Source organism: Dictyobacter halimunensis, assembly GCF_036245075.1.
The window spans coordinates 3,805,198-3,822,543 of record NZ_BSRI01000002.1; the positions used below are offsets into that span (position 1 = coordinate 3,805,198).

Consider the following 17,346-nt stretch of genomic DNA (forward strand, 5'->3'; position numbering starts at 1 on the left):
GTCTTGATGGGCTCCTGGAAAGTGGATAGAACGAAGATGAATACCCATCTGGTGATTGCTGAACTGGGGTTTCCTCTCTGGCTACGGATCACGCACTATATTAATCTGCTGTTTATAGGGTTGTTGATCCGTAGCGGCATTCAAATTCTGGCCGCCCATCCCCGGCTCTACTGGAATGACAATAGCACGCCCGGCAAAGAGTGGATCCGGTTCACGCGCAAGAAGGTGCCGGTGAAGAAGGACGTCGTCTACACCTCGCTGGATGACGAGGTGCCAGCCTCACCCTGGCTGGCACTGCCGGGCGGAAAAAACCTGGGCATTGGACGACACTGGCACTTCTTCTCCGTGATCTTCTGGGTCCTTAATGGCCTGATCTACGTGGTGCTGCTCTTTGCCACCGGCGAGTGGGCGCGGCTCATTCCGACCTCGTGGTCGATTGTGCCGGAGGCCTTCCACACCTTTCTGACGTATATTACGTTTCATATCCCGCCCGCCAGCGAATTTCATCCCTACGATCCGCTGCAGCAGCTGGCCTATGCAGGCGTCGTCTTTCTGCTGGCACCATTTATGTTGCTGACCGGCGCGACGATGTCGCCAGCGGTGGCGGCACGCTTCCCCTGGTACATCAAGATCTTCGGGGGACGGCAGGTGGGACGCAGCCTGCACTTCTTGAGTCTGCTGGCTTTTATCGGCTTCATCATCATTCACGTCTCCCTGGTGCTCATCGTCCATTTTCAGAACAACATTCGCGATATTGTGTTCGGCAGCGATCGGGCCAACTTCTGGACGGCGCTTGACATTGCTATCGCGGCTCTGCTGCTGGTGGCGCTGATCTATGTGTGGACGACCGTCTACTCGGCGCGGCATCGCCGCAAAGTGCAGCACGCCCTGGGCGCGGTGGTTGATCCCACGCGTAATGCGCTTCTGCACGGAGCCAGGTCGGTCCAGCACTATCAAGAGGAGGATATCTCGCCCTATTTCTGGGTCAACGGGGCTCCTCCGACCAGCGAAGAGTATAAGCACCTGGCGCAGAACAACTTTCGCGACTGGCGTCTGGAGGTGAACGGGCTGGTCAAGCATCCGCTCTGCCTCTCCCTTGACGACCTGCGCGATCTGCCCGTGACCTCGCAGATCACCAAGCATAACTGTATTCAGGGCTGGTCGGGGGTTGGCAAGTGGACCGGCACCTGCGTGAGCGAAATCCTCAATCGCTGTGAGCCGCGGCCAGAGGCGAAGTACCTCGTCTTTACATCATATGGCCTCGATGAGCATAGTCTGGATGGCGAGCATTACTATCCATTTTACGAGGTTATCGATATGGAGCTGGCGCGGCATCCACAGTCCATCCTGGCCTACGATTTCAATAACGGGCCAGTCCCGATTCCCCACGGCGCGCCGCTCAGGCTACGCGTTGAGACGGTGCTCGGCTACAAAATGGTGAAGTACCTGCGCTCAATCGAGCTGGTGGAGCGCTACGATGATATCCGCGCCGGTCAGGGTGGATCGCGCGAAGATACGATGTACTATGGACGAGGCGCGGAAGTGTAAAGCGCCACTTGTCGGATACAGCATTGCTGGTTCTATGACGAAGAGGAAGGAATGAGGAGAGATATGGGTTCTGATGGAAAGCCGAGTACTTTTAAGATGGTAGTAGGCGTCGTACGCGCCTTCGTGACGATCGCGCGGCGCAAGACGCCTCCCGACATGCACGGACAGGTTGTACTCATTACAGGGGGATCGCGAGGGCTGGGCCTGGCCATGGCCGAGGAGTTCGCGCTCCAGGGAGCCAGGCTGGTCCTGGCGGCGCAGGATGAGCAGGAACTGGAAGAGGCGCGGCGACAACTGGCGGAGCAAGGAGCGCCGGTCCTGGCGATCCCCTGCGACATGACCAACCGGGAACAGGTGCAGCATCTCATTGATCAGGCGACCGAACACTACGGGCGTATCGATATCCTGGTGAACAATGCCGGTATCACCACCGTTGGACCAGTGCTATCCCAGACGCTCAATGACTTTGAGGATAGCATGAATATCATTTTCTGGGGCGCGGTCTATGCCACGCTGGCCGTGCTGCCACAGATGGTGGAGCGCAAGCAAGGCTGTATCGTCAACATCTCCTCCATCGGTGGCAAGGTCAGCGTCCCCCACCTCTTACCCTATTCAAGCGGGAAGTTCGCGCTGACCGGCTTTTCGGAGGGACTGCATGCCGAACTGGCGAAGGAGGGCATCCAGGTAGTCACCGTCACGCCTGGTCTGATGCGGACCGGATCGCCGGTCAACGCCCTGTTCAAAGGCAAGCACCATGCTGAATATACCTGGTTTAGCATCTCCGATAGTCTGCCTTTCCTTTCGACCAGCGCGAAGCTGGCGGCGCAGCATATCGTACACGCTACCCAGAAGCGCCGTGTCGCGGTTACCCTGACCATTCCCGCCAAAATGCTCGCCTTCTTCCATGGTATGTTCCCCCAGATGACCATCAGGCTGCTCAGTATTGTGAACCGGTTGCTGCCGGACGCGGGTGCGGCCGATGGATTTGATAGCACCACGGGGCGGGAAAGCGAGACACGCCTATCGCAATCATTTTTGACGACGCTGGGACGCAAAGCCGCCCAGGACTACAATGAAGACGTCTGATAGATGCTAGAACGGGAGATTGCTATGCAGCATATGGAATATCGAGACGGCCGCGCAATGTTGCGCAAAGCTGGCTTCACCGAAGTCGAGATAGAACGTCTGAGCAGGCTACGCGCCGCATATCGAGAAGAAGAGGTTCCCCAGCCAGCACCGGATGCCCATAGCCGACAACACTGGTTGGAGAAAGCGATCAGCAAATTTAGCAGCCTCTGCTTCCAGCTTACGTATAATGGGGGCATTTTCTGGCCATACGACCACACCACCTTCTAATCTCTCCACGGGATAAAAGGGGCCGGGACAATTTCTGTTTAGCCCGAGTATAAAACCGGGAGGCACCTATCTGCCGTATAATAAACGTTTCCTAAAACTGTAGCGAACTGTTTACAACTCTTGCGTTCTCTGCTATAAATCATCCTATGAAGTTGCATGATGACGCCAAAGCTAAAGGTGTTCGTGCTGAGAACACGTCCAACCTCGATAGATAGTCAAGCAGAGCGATGAGTCGCCTATTGTGCGGCCAAAGGCTATCAGATAGCTCAGGTGATGAAAGAGGTTGGGTCAGGAGTCAATGATAGCCACCCAAAGTTTCTTTCCCTGCTTACTGACCAATCTTGTGATGGAACACAAGGACAGAGGAATAAGGTTCGGGTTTCGCTCTATTGAAACACTTCTTCATGGTCAAAGGCGCGAAATTGAGGTGGTGAACTACGCAGACACAAGCACAGAATATGTGTTAGCTGACCTCGTTTCAATCATCGACCGTTTTTGCGCAAGGCTCTCTGGGCAAAGATGAGCGAAACGAAAAGCAGAGAAGATTGTAGCAGCATGAGAGGAAGGAGAGTAGAATGCAATTGGTAGAGCAACACGTGATCAAGAAAACTGATGCACGCTTTGCTTTGATCGATCAGGCTGCCTTTTCCTCCAAGAACCTCTACAATGCCGCACTCTATGAGATCAGGCAGTGCTTTATCTTCACTGGTAAATACCTGAGCTACAATGCACTGGACAAGCTGATGCAGAAGCATGAGACGTATCGGGCACTGCCTACCAAAGTGTCCCAACAAGTCCTCAGGCTGCTGGACAAGAACTGGAAAGCATTCTTTGCGGCAGTGCGAGCCTATAAAGAGGATCCCTCCACGTTCAAAGGACGCCCAAAGTTGCCTGGATACAAAGAGAAGAAGGATGGCAGGAATGTGCTTGTCTACACGCTCCAGGCCATTTCTCAACCAGCACTGCGCCAGGGCATCATCAAACCATCTCAACTTGGGATAGAGGTGCCAACCAGACACAGAAATGTTGATCAGGTGCGCATTGTCCCGAAGCACAGTGGAGCCTATGTGGTTGAGGTTGTCTACACGCAGGAGGAAACTCCACAACAGCTCGACCCATCTCTTGTCGCAGCGATAGATATTGGAGTCAACAATCTTGTGGCGCTAACATCAAACAAACGTGGCTTTGCGCCACGACTAGTTAACGGGCGACCACTCAAGAGTGTGAACCAACGCTATAACAAACACGCGGCAACACTTCGCAAGAAGATGAGTCACCATCATCACACTTCGCGCGAATTGGAACGGGTCTCAGCCAAGAGGACCCGACGCATTGATCACTACATGCATACCGCTTCCAGAAGGATCATTGATCTGTTGGTAGCTGAAGGCATAGGAACGCTCATTATTGGCAAAAATCCTGCCTGGAAGCAAGCAGCCAATATGGGCAAAAAGAATAACCAGCATTTTGTGCAACTGCCCCATGCAAGATTCATCGACATGCTGACCTACAAAGCCACATTGGTTGGGATCACGGTCATGCTGCAAGAGGAAAGCTACACGAGCAAGGCAAGTTTTCTCGACCTGGACATACTCCCAGTCTACGGAAAAACAGGTAAGAAGAAACCGGTTTTCAGTGGAAGGCGAATAGCACGTGGACTGTATCAGGCAAAGAATGGGAGAGCATTCAATGCCGACGTGAACGGCAGCTATAATATCTTGCGCAAAGCATTCCCAGACGCTTTCAGCAATGGGATACAGGATGTGAATAAGGCGCTGGTTGCGTTACCAGCGTCTTTCGTAGTGCATCCTGCGAGGATTGTCATTCCCTCCGAACCCAGAATGTCTAGCATTCGTTAGTGTTTTGGAACTATTAGAAAATAGAATAGACGCTCTTGAGACGCGCATTTCTTACCAGGTTTTAACAAAAAAGTCGTAGAGTAAAGGTGAATCAGATGCAAGGTCTCAATGTACCAGCAGGGGCAGGGAAGTAATGATGGCGAAAATACTTGTGGTTGAAGATGAAAAGCAGATTGTGAGTTTTCTGCGCCGTGGGTTGATGTATAAGGGTTTTGAGGTAATCAGCGCTGAAAATGGCAATGAGGCCATTAAAAAGGCGGAGCATGCCGCGCCAGACCTTGTAATCCTGGATATCATGCTTCCCGATTTCGATGGCTTTGAGCTCTGCCGCTACCTGCGCGCGACCGGTAATGAGACGCTGCCCATCCTGATGCTCACGGCGAAGGACGATCTGGCCGATAAGATAACCGGCCTCGATAGTGGGGCCGATGACTATATTACCAAGCCCTTTGATTTTGAAGAGCTGGTGGCACGGATTCGCGCGGCCCTGCGGCGTGTCGAGAGCCTGCACCAGAGCAATCAGCGTATCGAGATCGGTGATCTCGTTATGGATACCAGCGCTCACCAGGTCTGGCGCGCTGAAGAACTGGTTGAGCTGACGAGGCGCGAGTACGATCTGCTCGAATTTTTAGCGCAGAACGCGGGTCATGTATTGTCCAAAGAACGTATTTTTGAGCGCGTGTGGGGATATGACAATGAGGCTGAACTGGAGGTCATCAAAGTATATATCAACTATCTGCGCTCAAAGCTAAATGCAGGTGGCAAGCCCGATCTCATTCATGCTGTACGTGGCATTGGATACGTTCTGAGAGCATAGGCGCTCTCTTTGTCAGAAAAGAGATGATAGCTATGGGAGAGACTGCGATTACAGCGGAGAATGCTTCCCCTCCTTTCTCTGGCTTCAAAAAGACATCTTCACTGCGCCAACGCCTGGTATTCTGGAATGTGTTGATCTTCCTGTTCTGCTTCCTTATTTTAAGTGGCCTTATTTTTGTGCTGGTCTCTTCCTATCTGCAGACCAGCCTGGATAATCGCCTGTCATTACAGAGTGAGAAGATGCAGATTGCGACCACCTCATGGTTCGCGGCGGGTCACCGCTTTGATGCTCAATTTTTCAACCAGATGCTGCAGGGAGTACCTGGCAACGAGTTCACGGTGGACAATCCGTCATATATCAAGTTTATTGATATTCACTCCGGGAGGACACTTTACCACTCGGCCAATCTGCAAAGTGAAAGTTTCATCCTCAACCAGGCTGATACGAAAACGATTCTGCAGGGGCAGAATGTATTTCGTACCTACCAACAGGACAGCAGTTTGCAGGTCCGCACTCTGACCTTTCCGATACGAGACCATGCGCGTGCCGTCATCGCGATCGCCCAGGTTGGTAGCTCGCTCGCGCCGATCAGTGAGATGCAACGAGTCCTGTTGCTGTTCCTGGGCATCGGCATGCTGGTGGCGGCTCTGCTGGCCTATGTCATCGGCTCTCTCGTCACCAATCGCGAGCTGCGTCCATTAAGCGATTTAAGCTCCACTATGCTTGATTTAAGTGCGGAGAGCCTCGGTGCGCGGCTCTCACCCACGTCATCGGCTACTGAAATACAGCAATTGACCGATGCCTTCAACCACATGACGGAAAGGCTGGAGAAAAGCTTTCAGCTCCAGCGCCGTTTCGTCGCTGACGTCTCACACGAGCTACGGACCCCGCTTACAACGATACGAGGGCAGATAGATATCCTCCTGATGGATCCCGATCTCAAAGGTACGGCCCAGCATGATGTGCAGGAGATCAATGTAGAGCTCCGACGCGTCTCCTGGCTGCTGACTAATCTGCTGTTGATGGCCCGGGCTGAGGTGGGAATTATACCCGAACTGGACGAGAAGCATGTGCAGGCGGTAGAGCTGGATACGCTGCTGATCGAGATCTTACGCCAGTTGCAGGGAGACAGGCAGGCCGTGGAGCTGAGGATGGGACAGCTGGAGCAGCTTGGCGTGCGGGGTGATAGAGATCTGCTCAAGCACATGATCGTCAACATCTGCGATAATGCACTACAGTATACACAACCCGGTGGACATATTTTCGTGGAATTAACCACGCAGCAGGAACCACCGTCCTGTATCGACCACAAGCCGTATAATCGCTGCGCCTCATGGGCCACGATCCACATCTGTGATACGGGTCCGGGCATCGCACCCCACGACATTCCCCATATCTTTGAGCACTACTATCGAGCGACGCAGCCAAACTCTCGTAGTAAGCACGGTGCCGGATTGGGCCTCTTCGTGTCCCGCCTCATCGCCAGTGCGCATGGTGGTGATATCACCGTCGATAGCCAGCTATCAAAGGGATCATGTTTCTATATATGGTTACCAATGAACCCTGGTGATTGACCACGCCTCAGTGCAGACGTTCGCATCGCTGTATCTTTCCACTGCATCAGGCCGTAATGTCATTATGGCATTCTCTCGCGAACCGATAATCCCTGTGCTACTAAAATAGGATTTATGGCTCTAAAAAGAATGATATGCATTTGTCTCAGAAATAGCCATACTATCTGCTATAGCACTGTTTATTATTGGCTATGCTCGATGCTTCAAAGGATGATACCATGCTTCCACAAGAATCAATGCAGTCTGGCGGTTCTCAACGGCAAGACGAGTCAGGTGAAGAACAGACTCTGCTGAACAGGGATGAGCAATTTCATTTATGGATCGAGAATATCGCCGATATTATTACCGTATTTAAAGCTGATGGCACTATTTTTTACCAGAGCGCCTCCATCACGCGCCTGTTAGGCTGGGCGGTTGAGGAACGCGTCGGCCAGAACATATTTACCAATCCCATTACTCATCCCGACGATATCCAGGCGCAACAGGCTTTTCTCATTGACGCCATCAATAATCCCGACAAAGTGGTCACCAGCACATTTCGCCTCCTGCGCAAGGACGGCACATTCTGCTATATCGAGGCTATTGCTCGCAACCTGCTACATCACCCCCTGGTTCAAGGTATTGTCAGCACATATCGTGACATCACCGAACGCATGGAGTTGGAAAAGCGCAAAGAGGAGTTTATCCGTGCCGCCAGCCACGAGTTGCGCGCCCCCATCACCAACCTCAAGGGCCATACCCAGGTACTCAAGATGATGCTGGCGGACCATGATGCGATGGAGGAACCGGTTGAATACCTCTCAATCATGGATAAGCAGATCGACCGCCTGACACGGCTCATCAACGATCTCCTCGATGTCACAAAGATCAGGGCCAGTATGATGGATTATAAGGATACCCTGTTTGAGGTCGATCCTTTTGTGCGCGATCTGGTAATCCTGCTCCAGCACAACTCTTCCCATCACACGCTGAGGTTTAGCGGGGAATCCCACGCCACGCTCTGTGCCGATAAGGATCGCCTGGCGCAGGTCATCATCAACCTGGTCATGAATGCCATCAAATACTCACCCAGGGGCCGTCCCATCGATATCACGGTGACTGCTGAGGATGATCGTGTGCTCATACGGGTACGCGATTACGGAAAAGGTATCCCCGAGCTCTATCTGCAGAGGATCTTTGAGCGCTTCTATCGCGTGCCTGACACGGACAATGATAATCGCTCAGGCCTGGGCATTGGCTTATACGTCGCCCGAGAGATTGTTGCCCGCCACCATGGCGAGATACAGGTTGAGAGCCAGCCCGGCGAAGGCTCAACCTTTACCGTTGCTTTGCCCATCAATACCTGATACTCATTTTAGAATGGGCCTTACCCTCTTTATATTGGGGCATGTGAGCGCCCCCGCACGCGCGTCCGCGCTGGTTTTTTGTGTTGGTGCATGGGGGCGCATTCGCGCCCCCATGCATCAATATAAAATGACTCGTGAGCACCACAGGTGCGAAAACGCCTGCGGCATGCCCGGGCTGCTCAAGCTATTTGCCGCTCCAGACGAGGATAAAGTGCTCCGCGTTTCCCATCATGCCCCAGCTTTCTGGTGGGGGGAGTTTCTTTTTGTCCTCCTCGTCTTTTTGTTTAGAGGGGAGCGCGCCCTTGATGAGGCTGGTGCCCTTCAATGCCTCTAATTTCTTGGCCGGCCCTCCGCCGGTCTCTTTGACCGTTCCAGCTGCTTCTTTGATCTCCTTTGAGACCTTCCTGGGCCTGGTCAGGAACTCCTTCGCTTTATGCAGTAGCTTCTGTATTACTTCCACTGCGGAGGTGAACTTCTGCAGCATGGTATGAAGCGCACCCACTTCCTCTTTTTTACCGAACAGTGATGAGACCTTCTGAAGGCAACCGACGCCCCGCGTTGCCTTAGCCAGTGTTCCTTGCAGTTCACCAACTTTATCTGTGGCCTGGTCTAACAGCTCTAGAGCCTTACCGACCCCACCCTGCCGCTTGACCAGCGGCTGCACTTTACTGAGCAGATTCTGCCCGGTATGCGCACGTTTATCGACCGTATCGAGTACATCGTAGAGTGGTTTGAGCGTCTCCTTATTGTCTAGCAGCGGCTCAACTTTATCGAGTATCTGTCTGGCAACCGAAGCGCTAAGGACGATCTTTGCCAGAATATCCTGCGCTTTGTCGACATTTTCCGCTACCCGGCTTAGCAGGTCTTGTGAGGGACCTTTCTCTTCTTTTCCTTCGGCAGGCTGCTCTTCCTCGGCAGGCTGCTCTTCCTCGGCAGGCTGCTCAGATTTCTCTGGAGATGGCTCAGCAGTATCTTCTTCGGGAGACTGCTCATCCTGCTCGGAGGTCTCCTGCTCTTTATCAGTGGTAGACTGTTCATCCTGTTCCGGTCGGGTCTGTGTTTCTTCCTGGGCAGAGGTATCTTCAGAATGCTCTTTGACGCTTTTGTTTGCCATATGTATCCCCTTATGTATTGGTACAGATTATGATGGACTTCCGAACTGCTCAGGTCTATTGGTATACTTCTCTGATACTGTCTGGCTTTTATCGTTCGGGTATTTGCATGATTTCTTCATGTTAAATGCCTCTGTTAAAAGCCGGATTATCGGAGCGTTGCTGTAACCTACAATTTCATCGATATATAGTCAACCCTAAAAGTCAACTATTATGGCTGTTTCTTTTTAAGAATAACATATTTCAATCCATTCTAGCCTATTGGTAATCTTTCTACGTGCGAAGGATTTCGGAAAAATGCCTCAGGAAGATTGGTTAAGCCGGTGTGTAGCTGGCGAAATTTTGAAAGTGGGTTGGAAACTTATAATATTTCTTCATCGTGTTATAAATATTGTAGGCAGCGAAAAATAGGAATGTTGCAATGCACGTAGGTTATCTCTATATGTTCAAGCTGGGGAATACTTACTTGTTGTTAACCGAGAAGGGCAGGTTGCCTGCATAAAAAGTTTCAAATGCCTTTGAGGTTTTTACAAATAGAATCTGAATCACAGATTGAACATCATATTATGTCTAGTGTAAACAAAAAAGCTAGACGCTTAAACAAGTCATACGCTAAATGCAGTAGGAGGAGGGAAAAATGCCGGTAGACAAAGTTCCAGCGTCATCTAGTCTGGCAGAGGTCCTTGACCGCATTCTTGATAAGGGGATAGTCATTGATGCCTGGGTTAGACTCTCATTGATCGGTATTGAAATTCTAACCATTGAAGCCAGGGTTGTTGTCGCTTCCGTCGAAACATACCTCAAATACGCCGAGGCCATCGGCCTGGTCGCTTCTGGACCAGAAGCAGGTGCTGCCGAGGCGAGCTAACTATAAAACATCACATTGCTCTGGACTGGCTTGATTATTAGTGCCGTTGCGATAGCGAGGCGGTGGCAGCATTTTCAGGTGGGGTAGTCGATCTAACGGTGCCGATGATCAAGCCAGGCGCTAAAAACGGTGGCGAAACGAGCCGCAGGGAGAGTGCTGTATAACGACAAAGGATGACGATCATGAAGAAACAACATCAGAAAGAAGGCGAGGATAAATCCGCTAATGGACAGGGCTCCTTTATGGGATTTTTTCGAGGCCTTGAATCTCTGTTGAACACGGTGATTACTCTGGAAGAGGGGGCACAAGAAAAGAAATATGAAGGGGAAGCGAGCGATCCATCTGGTCGTTTAAAAACAGGCTTTAGCCTTTCTGTCAAAACCATAGGTGCCGCTACAACCCCATCCGCTGAATCTGCTCGTGTTGTTACCCGGAAGCCCGAGGTTGAGGCAGAGCCAGAGCCATTTGTCGATTTTTTCAATGAGCAGGATCATGTGCGGATCATTGCTGAACTGCCAGGGATCGAAGAAGAGAATATCCATACTGAGATACATGGTGATATCCTTATCCTTTCAATCAGCGGTAATCGGCGTGCCTATAGTAAAGAGATCGTTTTGCCCGAGGGTACGGATGTCGGTACGCTGACGCGGAAGTACACTAATGGCATCCTGGAGATCAGAATGGATAAGACGCACCATGGCTGATGCAGTGGTTCAGCTCAGAGTCGCCGAAGCCAATGCGCGCGATGTCGGCCGCGGAATTGCTCGCGTTGATCCCGAGGTAATGACAAAACTGGGCGTTAGCGACACTGGAGAGGTTATAGGCCTCAAAGGGAAACGGGAGACGGTGGTCAAGATCATGCCAACGTTTCCAGATATGCGAGGTCACGGCATCGTCCAGATCGACGGCATTATCAGAGAGAATGCGCAGATCGGACTGGACGAGCAGGTCAAGCTGGCGCGCACTCAGATTGCGCAGGCGCGTAAAGTCACCCTCTCACCACTTACCTCGCTGAATAACATGACCATTGATCGTGCTTACCTTTCCAGGCAGTTAGCTGCCATGTCCGTTATGCGAGGCGATCGGGTTCAACTTACCTTCCTGGGTACCAGAAAGCAAGATTTTAACATCGTAGATACCCAACCTTCCGGCGCGGTCTTGATTATGCCACAGACAGCCATCTCCATTACCGGTGAGGGCAAGGCCACCGATGCGCGCATGACCTATGAGGATATTGGTGGACTGGGGACGCAGATCAAGCGCATTCGGGAAATGATTGAGCTGCCGTTGCGTTTCCCCCGCATCTTCGCGCGTTTAGGCGTCACACCACCCAAAGGGGTCCTGCTGCATGGGCCACCGGGCTGCGGAAAGACCTTGATCGCCAGGGTGATCGCCAATGAGACCGATGCCACCTTCCTGCACCTTTCGGGTCCAGAGATCATGCATAAGTTTTATGGTGAGTCCGAAGCCCACCTGCGCAATATCTTCGAGAAGGCCAAAAAGAATGCCCCGGCCGTGCTCTTTTTTGATGAACTGGATGCTATTGGACCCAAAAGGGAGGAGCTTGGCGGCGAAAAACAGGTTGAACGACGCGTTGTCGCACAACTACTGGCCCTGATGGATGGTCTGGAGGAGCGTGGCCAGGTTATTATCATCGGCGCTACCAACCTCCCCGATATCCTTGACCCGGCCCTGCGTCGTCCCGGCCGCTTTGACCGCGAAATCGTGATCCCTATTCCTGATAAGAATGGACGCAAGGAGATCCTCACCATTCATACCAGAGGTGTTCCCCTGGCGGATGATGTCGATCTCGATCGCCTGGCATTTCTCACTCACGGTTTTGTGGGGGCGGACCTGGCGGCCCTGGCGCGCGAGGCCGCCATGTACGCGATCCGCCGCTTCCTGCCAAAGATCGACTTTGAGCGTGGCATCCTGCCCGAGCAGGATATGCTGGCGCTTGAAGTGACGATGGACGATTTTCTGCAGGCGCGGCGCGAGGTCGAACCATCGGCGATCCGCGAGGTCTTCACGGAGATCCCCGAGATCGGTTTTGCCGATATTGGTGGCCTGAACAACATCAAACGAATCCTGACGGAGACCGTCAGGGATCCCCTGTACCATCCCGAGGTGTATGCCAGGGCCAATACAAAGCCCCCCAAAGGGATCTTATTGTCTGGTGAGCCTGGCACTGGCAAGACCTTGATTGCCAAGGCGATCGCCAGAGAATCAGAGGTGAACTTCATCGCTATTTCGGGCCCGGAACTGATGTCCAGGTATGTCGGTGAGAGTGAGCGCGGCATCAGAGAGGTATTCAAAAAAGCCCGCATGGCCGCCCCATGTATTCTGTTTTTTGATGAGATCGAGACCCTGATCCCGAAGCGCGGCCTCAGCAGCGGCGACCAGGTGACGGAGCGCGTGACCACCCAGTTCTTAACCGAGATGGATGGCATTGAGGAATTGCGGGGCGTACTGGTGCTGGCCAGCACCAACCGGCCAGACTTGATCGATGCCGCCATGTTGAGGCCCGGACGCTTTGATCTTCAGATTGAGTTACCAAAACCTGATATAGAAGCGCGGGAGGCCATCTTCAAGGTCCATACCCGTGGCAAGCCGATCGCGGAGTCGGTTGATATCCACGGCATGGCTCAGCAAGCTGAAGGGCTGGTCGGCGCGGATATCTCCTCGCTGTGCCAGCGTGCCAGCCTGCTCGCGATTGAAGAATTTTTAGAAAGTAAAGAAGAAAACCTGGATAAACTACTGATTGAAGAGAGGCATTTTAGCGCCGCGTGGAGTGGTTCAACCGATGATATGTAGCCCCTTGTGTTTCATCTTAGCGAAACCGGGAGCCCGAGGCTAGAATGCGCAAAAGGCGCAGCGGAAATACCTGATGTTGACCGCCTGAAGTGCAAATGATAGACTGCACGAGGCCGCTCCACTAGCAGAATAGGAAACCAGACTATGATCAATGATGTCAAAGGGAAAGTTCAGCAATTTTTGCAAGATACGCTCGAGATTCAGGAACCCGGGGAGGGTGTGAGGATAGTCGGTATTACGAAAGTCAGCAATGGATGGGTGGCCGAGGCGGATGTAGTTGAAAGGGATCCGACCCTGCATGCGCACCGTGTATTTAAAACCGCGCGCTACATTGTTAAGCTGAATAAGGATCTTGAAGCGTATTCTTTCAGGCTGCAAAACAGCAATCAGCCTGAGGATGTTGAGGAATAATAGCAGACATGTAGGGATGGTTCACTACAATTGAGAGAATCATATGAATGGCAGAGAGCAGAAGAGCAATGTACCTTCAACTCCTGATCTGTTAGCAAACGACCATCGGGAGCCGCCAGAGCCAGAAGTGAACATGGGGGTTCTGCTCGAACAATGTAGCATAGAGATGCAGAAGGTTGAGCAGCGATTGGTTGAAGTACAGGCACAATTTGAGGCCGCCCGGTTACGCTTTCAAGAGCTGCAAACGGCGTTGATAAAGCAATACGCTGCATCACCTCAAGTCGCCCCCACAGCAACCCCCCAGGCCGCACCCTCAGAAGAGGCTCCAGCCGTGGATGCTGCTTATCCTGCATCCGGACTGTACGCCTATGGTTTCATCAAAAGGATGCCTCGCCACCTTGATATCGTCGGTATCGATCACCGGAGCAAAGTGTATCCCGTCAAGGGCAATGGCCTCTCTGTCATGGTGAGTGAGATCGATGTCGGCCAGTTTGAGGAGCAGGTGAAAAACCTCTACGCGGCCATGACCCAATCTCCCGGTGTGTTACAGAATCAGGATGGAGCTATTCTGCAGGCCCATGAGCACGTCATCGATACCATCATGCAGCACACCACGATCGTCCCACTCAAGTTTGGTACGATTCTGCGTGATGAACAGGCCGCGCAGCAGCTGCTGGAGGAGCAAGGCGAGCACTTTAAAGAACTGCTCACCAGGTTTCGGGGAAAGATAGAATGCGGGCTCAAGGTGTATGCCGATAAGCGTATCGTGTTGCAGCATATAATGCAGCGTGATGCTGAACGTATCAATGCGCAGGAGCAGCCTGAGCCAAGCTCGAAAGGGACCGCCTATCTCCTGGCCAGAAAGAAAGAGGAACAGTTAAAGGAGCACGTCAATAACGAGCTTGTACGCATCGGCGAGCATATCTTTCACACCTTTGGTCAAACGGCGTTTGATATGAAGCAGAATAGCCTGCTGCCACAGAAAGCGACAGGCAAAAAGAAAGAGATGATCCTCAACGCCGTGTACCTGGTGGGACAGGAGCAGCTCTCCACCTTCTATGAGTGGTCCGGAGGTATTACCGAGCACTATGCCCCCCTGGAACTAGAACTGGAGTTTTCTGGCCCCTGGCCTCCCTACAACTTTATGTAAGGTTTCATCAAGCAGTTACGTATATTGATGGGGTATGGGTGCGCAAAGCACACCCATACCCCATCAATATACGTAACTGTTCTAGAAGCTTTGGGCCAGCACAAATTGGGGATGGGCGGTCTCTGCAACGGTCCAGAGGAAGGATACGGTAAGAGGCAAGTAGACATAGAGATCTGGGGATGCCTGCTGCTCTTCCGGATTTAGCTGCGTTAATTCGTGGGAGAGAAAGCCGAAGCGGCCATCCGCTTGCTGCTGCGCGAGTAGAAAGTTTAATCCCGCTCCCCGGCTCTTATGGTCGTACAGGTGGAGGTAGCGCATGCTGCGCAGGATCTGCATGCCTGCTTCAAGGTTATAATCGCGAAATGAGTCGAGCATGAGGATGGGAAGGAGCGAGGAGAGCGTGCGCAAGGAGTCGGCCTCCAACCCGCGCGTGACCTGTCCAAACTGGGTGGCGGCCGCTATGTTTTTTGCCAGCCCCCCCATGCTCGCCTCATCCGCGTGAATCAGTTCTGCCGCACCGGGGGGCGGAGTCGATACGAGGGCAGGGGAGGGTGCAGGCGCAGGCGTCGCAGCAGGAAGCGTACCAGGAATAGCTCACTGGCCTCCTCGTCATCTTGATCCTTGTGTTCGCGCAACATCCCGCTGATCTTCTCGGCGAACTGTTCAATCTGATCACAGGAGACATCGAAGAAGCGTAGAATGCCGAGAGAAAACAGGACCAGCGCGGGATCCGCGTAGAGGAAGTCCAGCGCCTCATCCATGTTCTCGGGGATGTACTGGCACACTTTGTGCGTATATGAACCGGTGCAGGGATAGCTCTGTTCTTCGAGCAGGCCCTGTTCGCAGATCCAGAGTCCCACTAGAATCTGGAAGACGTATCTGGGATTTATGGTCGCAGCGGACGCCGTCAGATCTTGAGCCGCTACCAACCAGTCCCGCGCGCGTGCGCCGGTCGATCGCACCTGTTCAGACATCAGTGAACGAGACTCCATCACATATCCCTTCTACTTTTCATCTGTATCGCTGGCTGCCTTCAAATCCTGGTAGATTAGAAAACTGGCGAGGGCGTTCACAATGGTGGTGTGGTAGTTTTCCTCGAAGCAGTAATGAATGCTGTCGGTCTCGTCGAGCTTCTCTCGCTGCTCCTGTGAGTAGCGTGGTCCGGGGATTGATCCCTCCGGCAATTGATGCTTTCTTATAGCTCCCAACGCCAGCTGACAGAGAGGATCAGGATACCAGTGCAGGCAATAGCAGTCGAGCAAGAGCTCCCCCGCCAGGTCCCAGTTCTGATTGCGCAGATATATTCCCAATAGCGTTTCGATGGTCCATTGTACCGTTGCAAGGTGCTTACCTTGCAGGATGGCACATGGTGCGCGTCCAAAATCTGTGAGGTAGAAAAGGGTATGGGTAATAGCATACACATCTGTATCCGTGACATATACCAGCTCGGGATTGTGGGCCAGTAGCGTCTGGTGGTAGATCTCTTCATAGGAGGGTAGCGAATACTGGAACCGTCCGCAATCTAGCATGTGCCGGCGATCTAATAAGCGCATAGGGGTTGTCTCGGTGGCCGTCACATATCCCTGGTCGATGACCCTCTGGATCATGGCTTTGTAGTCTTCCGCAATGACGTTGCATTGCTGCAGGATGATATAGATCATGGTATAGATCTGAAAATAGTCGGGCCTGCGCACGATCCGCTCTTTATATTGTGGCTGTTCCCATACGCTGGCGATGAGCTGCAAGAAACGCTGGATGCGTGGATCAACGTCCCCCTCCTTGCAGCGATAGTAGAGCATGCAGAGGAGCCCCAGTTCGCCCAATGCTTTGGTCAGGTATATCTCTGATGAAGGATTGTCTGATGCCTCTGTGAGAGGATCAAACAGGTCTCGATGTGTATCCAGCCAATCCAATGCCTGGTCGTAGCAATGATAGATCTGCTCAAGTTGTGCGGCCATGAAGCGACGACTCCCCCTCTACTATGCCCATGAAGCGACAACAATAGGCCTGCCGGAAAGAGAGATTGCGCAGGCCTATTATCATGCTACAAATTGCCATATGCGCAGCGTCTAGTCATGTTTTTTTTGCCAGACCAGGGCCCAGTGCCCCGAGTCGCCGATCAGGCCCCATTCCGTTGAAGGGTCGGTCTGTATATTCTGTACCTGGTCGAACAGCGATTTCAAAGGCATGTCCAGGTTGATCAGGTTGGAACTCTTTAAAAAATCCAGCACCTGTAGCAGCGTGTTCCCCGTCTCCCCACCTGTCCGCTGCTCCTCACCTGCCTGCTGCTCCTCACCTTGCCCTTCTGCCTCTTCAGTTGCCTGCGGCTTCTCGCTTCGCGCTCCTGACTTTGAAGATTTGCTTCCCGTCTTTGATTCTGTGCTCTCTGTTTTTTTATCGCTATCCTGATCAGCCATATCTCCTCCAGAATAAAACTATGTGCTGCACTTGAGATTAAGCATATTTTCTCTATCTACAACACGCCTGGACA

At 52.5% G+C, this 17,346-nt stretch carries 17 protein-coding genes; 12 read left to right on the forward strand and 5 right to left on the reverse strand.

Annotated features, from left to right (window positions below; all coding sequences use genetic code 11):
* Nucleotides 1-36: 36 nt before the first annotated feature.
* The 7 genes from AABA21_RS29720 (at nucleotide 37) to AABA21_RS29750 (ending at nucleotide 8,500) form a co-directional block, all read left to right on the forward strand.
* The gene (locus AABA21_RS29720; protein WP_338255827.1) at nucleotides 37-1,548 is read left to right on the forward strand and encodes a molybdopterin-dependent oxidoreductase; all 1,512 of its coding nucleotides are present in this window, start codon (nucleotides 37-39) and stop codon (nucleotides 1,546-1,548) included.
* Between the two features lie 63 nt (nucleotides 1,549-1,611).
* The gene (locus AABA21_RS29725; protein ID WP_338255828.1) at nucleotides 1,612-2,634 is read left to right on the forward strand and encodes an SDR family NAD(P)-dependent oxidoreductase; all 1,023 of its coding nucleotides are present in this window, start codon (nucleotides 1,612-1,614) and stop codon (nucleotides 2,632-2,634) included.
* A gap of 24 nt (nucleotides 2,635-2,658) precedes the next feature.
* Nucleotides 2,659-2,904 carry a hypothetical protein gene (locus tag AABA21_RS29730; RefSeq protein ID WP_338255831.1) on the forward strand — a complete coding sequence of 82 codons (246 nt, stop codon included), beginning with the start codon at nucleotides 2,659-2,661 and terminating at the stop codon, nucleotides 2,902-2,904.
* A gap of 575 nt (nucleotides 2,905-3,479) precedes the next feature.
* Complete coding sequence (locus AABA21_RS29735; protein ID WP_338255833.1) at nucleotides 3,480-4,763, forward strand: RNA-guided endonuclease InsQ/TnpB family protein; 1,284 nt, start codon at nucleotides 3,480-3,482, stop codon at nucleotides 4,761-4,763.
* Between the two features lie 133 nt (nucleotides 4,764-4,896).
* Nucleotides 4,897-5,580: a response regulator transcription factor gene (locus AABA21_RS29740; RefSeq protein WP_338255835.1), complete on the forward strand. Its 684-nt coding sequence runs from the start codon at nucleotides 4,897-4,899 to the stop codon at nucleotides 5,578-5,580.
* Nucleotides 5,581-5,612: 32 nt separating this feature from the next.
* The gene (locus AABA21_RS29745; protein ID WP_338255838.1) at nucleotides 5,613-7,154 is read left to right on the forward strand and encodes a sensor histidine kinase; all 1,542 of its coding nucleotides are present in this window, start codon (nucleotides 5,613-5,615) and stop codon (nucleotides 7,152-7,154) included.
* Between the two features lie 218 nt (nucleotides 7,155-7,372).
* Nucleotides 7,373-8,500, forward strand: coding sequence for a sensor histidine kinase (locus tag AABA21_RS29750; protein ID WP_338255840.1), 1,128 nt, complete (start codon nucleotides 7,373-7,375; stop codon nucleotides 8,498-8,500).
* Nucleotides 8,501-8,684: 184 nt separating this feature from the next.
* On the opposite strand, the gene AABA21_RS29755 is transcribed toward AABA21_RS29750, so the two are convergent.
* Nucleotides 8,685-9,614: a hypothetical protein gene (locus tag AABA21_RS29755; RefSeq protein WP_338255843.1), complete on the reverse strand. Its 930-nt coding sequence runs from the start codon at nucleotides 9,612-9,614 to the stop codon at nucleotides 8,685-8,687.
* A gap of 635 nt (nucleotides 9,615-10,249) precedes the next feature.
* Between AABA21_RS29755 and gvpA the strand changes: the two genes are divergently transcribed.
* From gvpA to AABA21_RS29780, 5 genes are all read left to right on the forward strand, one after another.
* Entirely contained in the window at nucleotides 10,250-10,480 is a 231-nt protein-coding gene (gvpA, locus tag AABA21_RS29760; RefSeq protein WP_338255845.1) for a gas vesicle structural protein GvpA, read from the forward strand.
* A gap of 182 nt (nucleotides 10,481-10,662) precedes the next feature.
* Nucleotides 10,663-11,184, forward strand: a complete 522-nt coding sequence (locus AABA21_RS29765) for an Hsp20/alpha crystallin family protein (RefSeq protein WP_338255847.1) — start codon at nucleotides 10,663-10,665, stop codon at nucleotides 11,182-11,184.
* Complete coding sequence (locus AABA21_RS29770; RefSeq protein ID WP_338255850.1) at nucleotides 11,177-13,294, forward strand: CDC48 family AAA ATPase; 2,118 nt, start codon at nucleotides 11,177-11,179, stop codon at nucleotides 13,292-13,294. The genes AABA21_RS29765 and AABA21_RS29770 overlap by 8 nt, the downstream gene beginning before the upstream one ends.
* A 144-nt stretch (nucleotides 13,295-13,438) precedes the next feature.
* A complete protein-coding gene (locus AABA21_RS29775) occupies nucleotides 13,439-13,705 on the forward strand; it encodes a hypothetical protein (RefSeq protein WP_338255851.1) in 267 nt (88 codons plus the stop codon).
* A gap of 43 nt (nucleotides 13,706-13,748) precedes the next feature.
* Nucleotides 13,749-14,855, forward strand: coding sequence for a GvpL/GvpF family gas vesicle protein (locus AABA21_RS29780; protein ID WP_338255854.1), 1,107 nt, complete (start codon nucleotides 13,749-13,751; stop codon nucleotides 14,853-14,855).
* A gap of 81 nt (nucleotides 14,856-14,936) precedes the next feature.
* Here the strand turns inward: AABA21_RS29780 and AABA21_RS29785 are convergent, their stop codons facing one another.
* From AABA21_RS29785 to AABA21_RS29800, 4 genes are all read right to left on the reverse strand, one after another.
* Nucleotides 14,937-15,338 carry a hypothetical protein gene (locus AABA21_RS29785; protein WP_338255856.1) on the reverse strand — a complete coding sequence of 134 codons (402 nt, stop codon included), beginning with the start codon at nucleotides 15,336-15,338 and terminating at the stop codon, nucleotides 14,937-14,939.
* A 20-nt stretch (nucleotides 15,339-15,358) separates the two neighbouring features.
* Nucleotides 15,359-15,847: a hypothetical protein gene (locus AABA21_RS29790; RefSeq protein ID WP_338255857.1), complete on the reverse strand. Its 489-nt coding sequence runs from the start codon at nucleotides 15,845-15,847 to the stop codon at nucleotides 15,359-15,361.
* A gap of 12 nt (nucleotides 15,848-15,859) precedes the next feature.
* Nucleotides 15,860-16,813: a DUF6895 family protein gene (locus AABA21_RS29795; protein ID WP_338255858.1), complete on the reverse strand. Its 954-nt coding sequence runs from the start codon at nucleotides 16,811-16,813 to the stop codon at nucleotides 15,860-15,862.
* 111 nt (nucleotides 16,814-16,924) lie between these two features.
* Nucleotides 16,925-17,272: a hypothetical protein gene (locus AABA21_RS29800; RefSeq protein WP_338255859.1), complete on the reverse strand. Its 348-nt coding sequence runs from the start codon at nucleotides 17,270-17,272 to the stop codon at nucleotides 16,925-16,927.
* Nucleotides 17,273-17,346 lie beyond the last annotated feature (74 nt).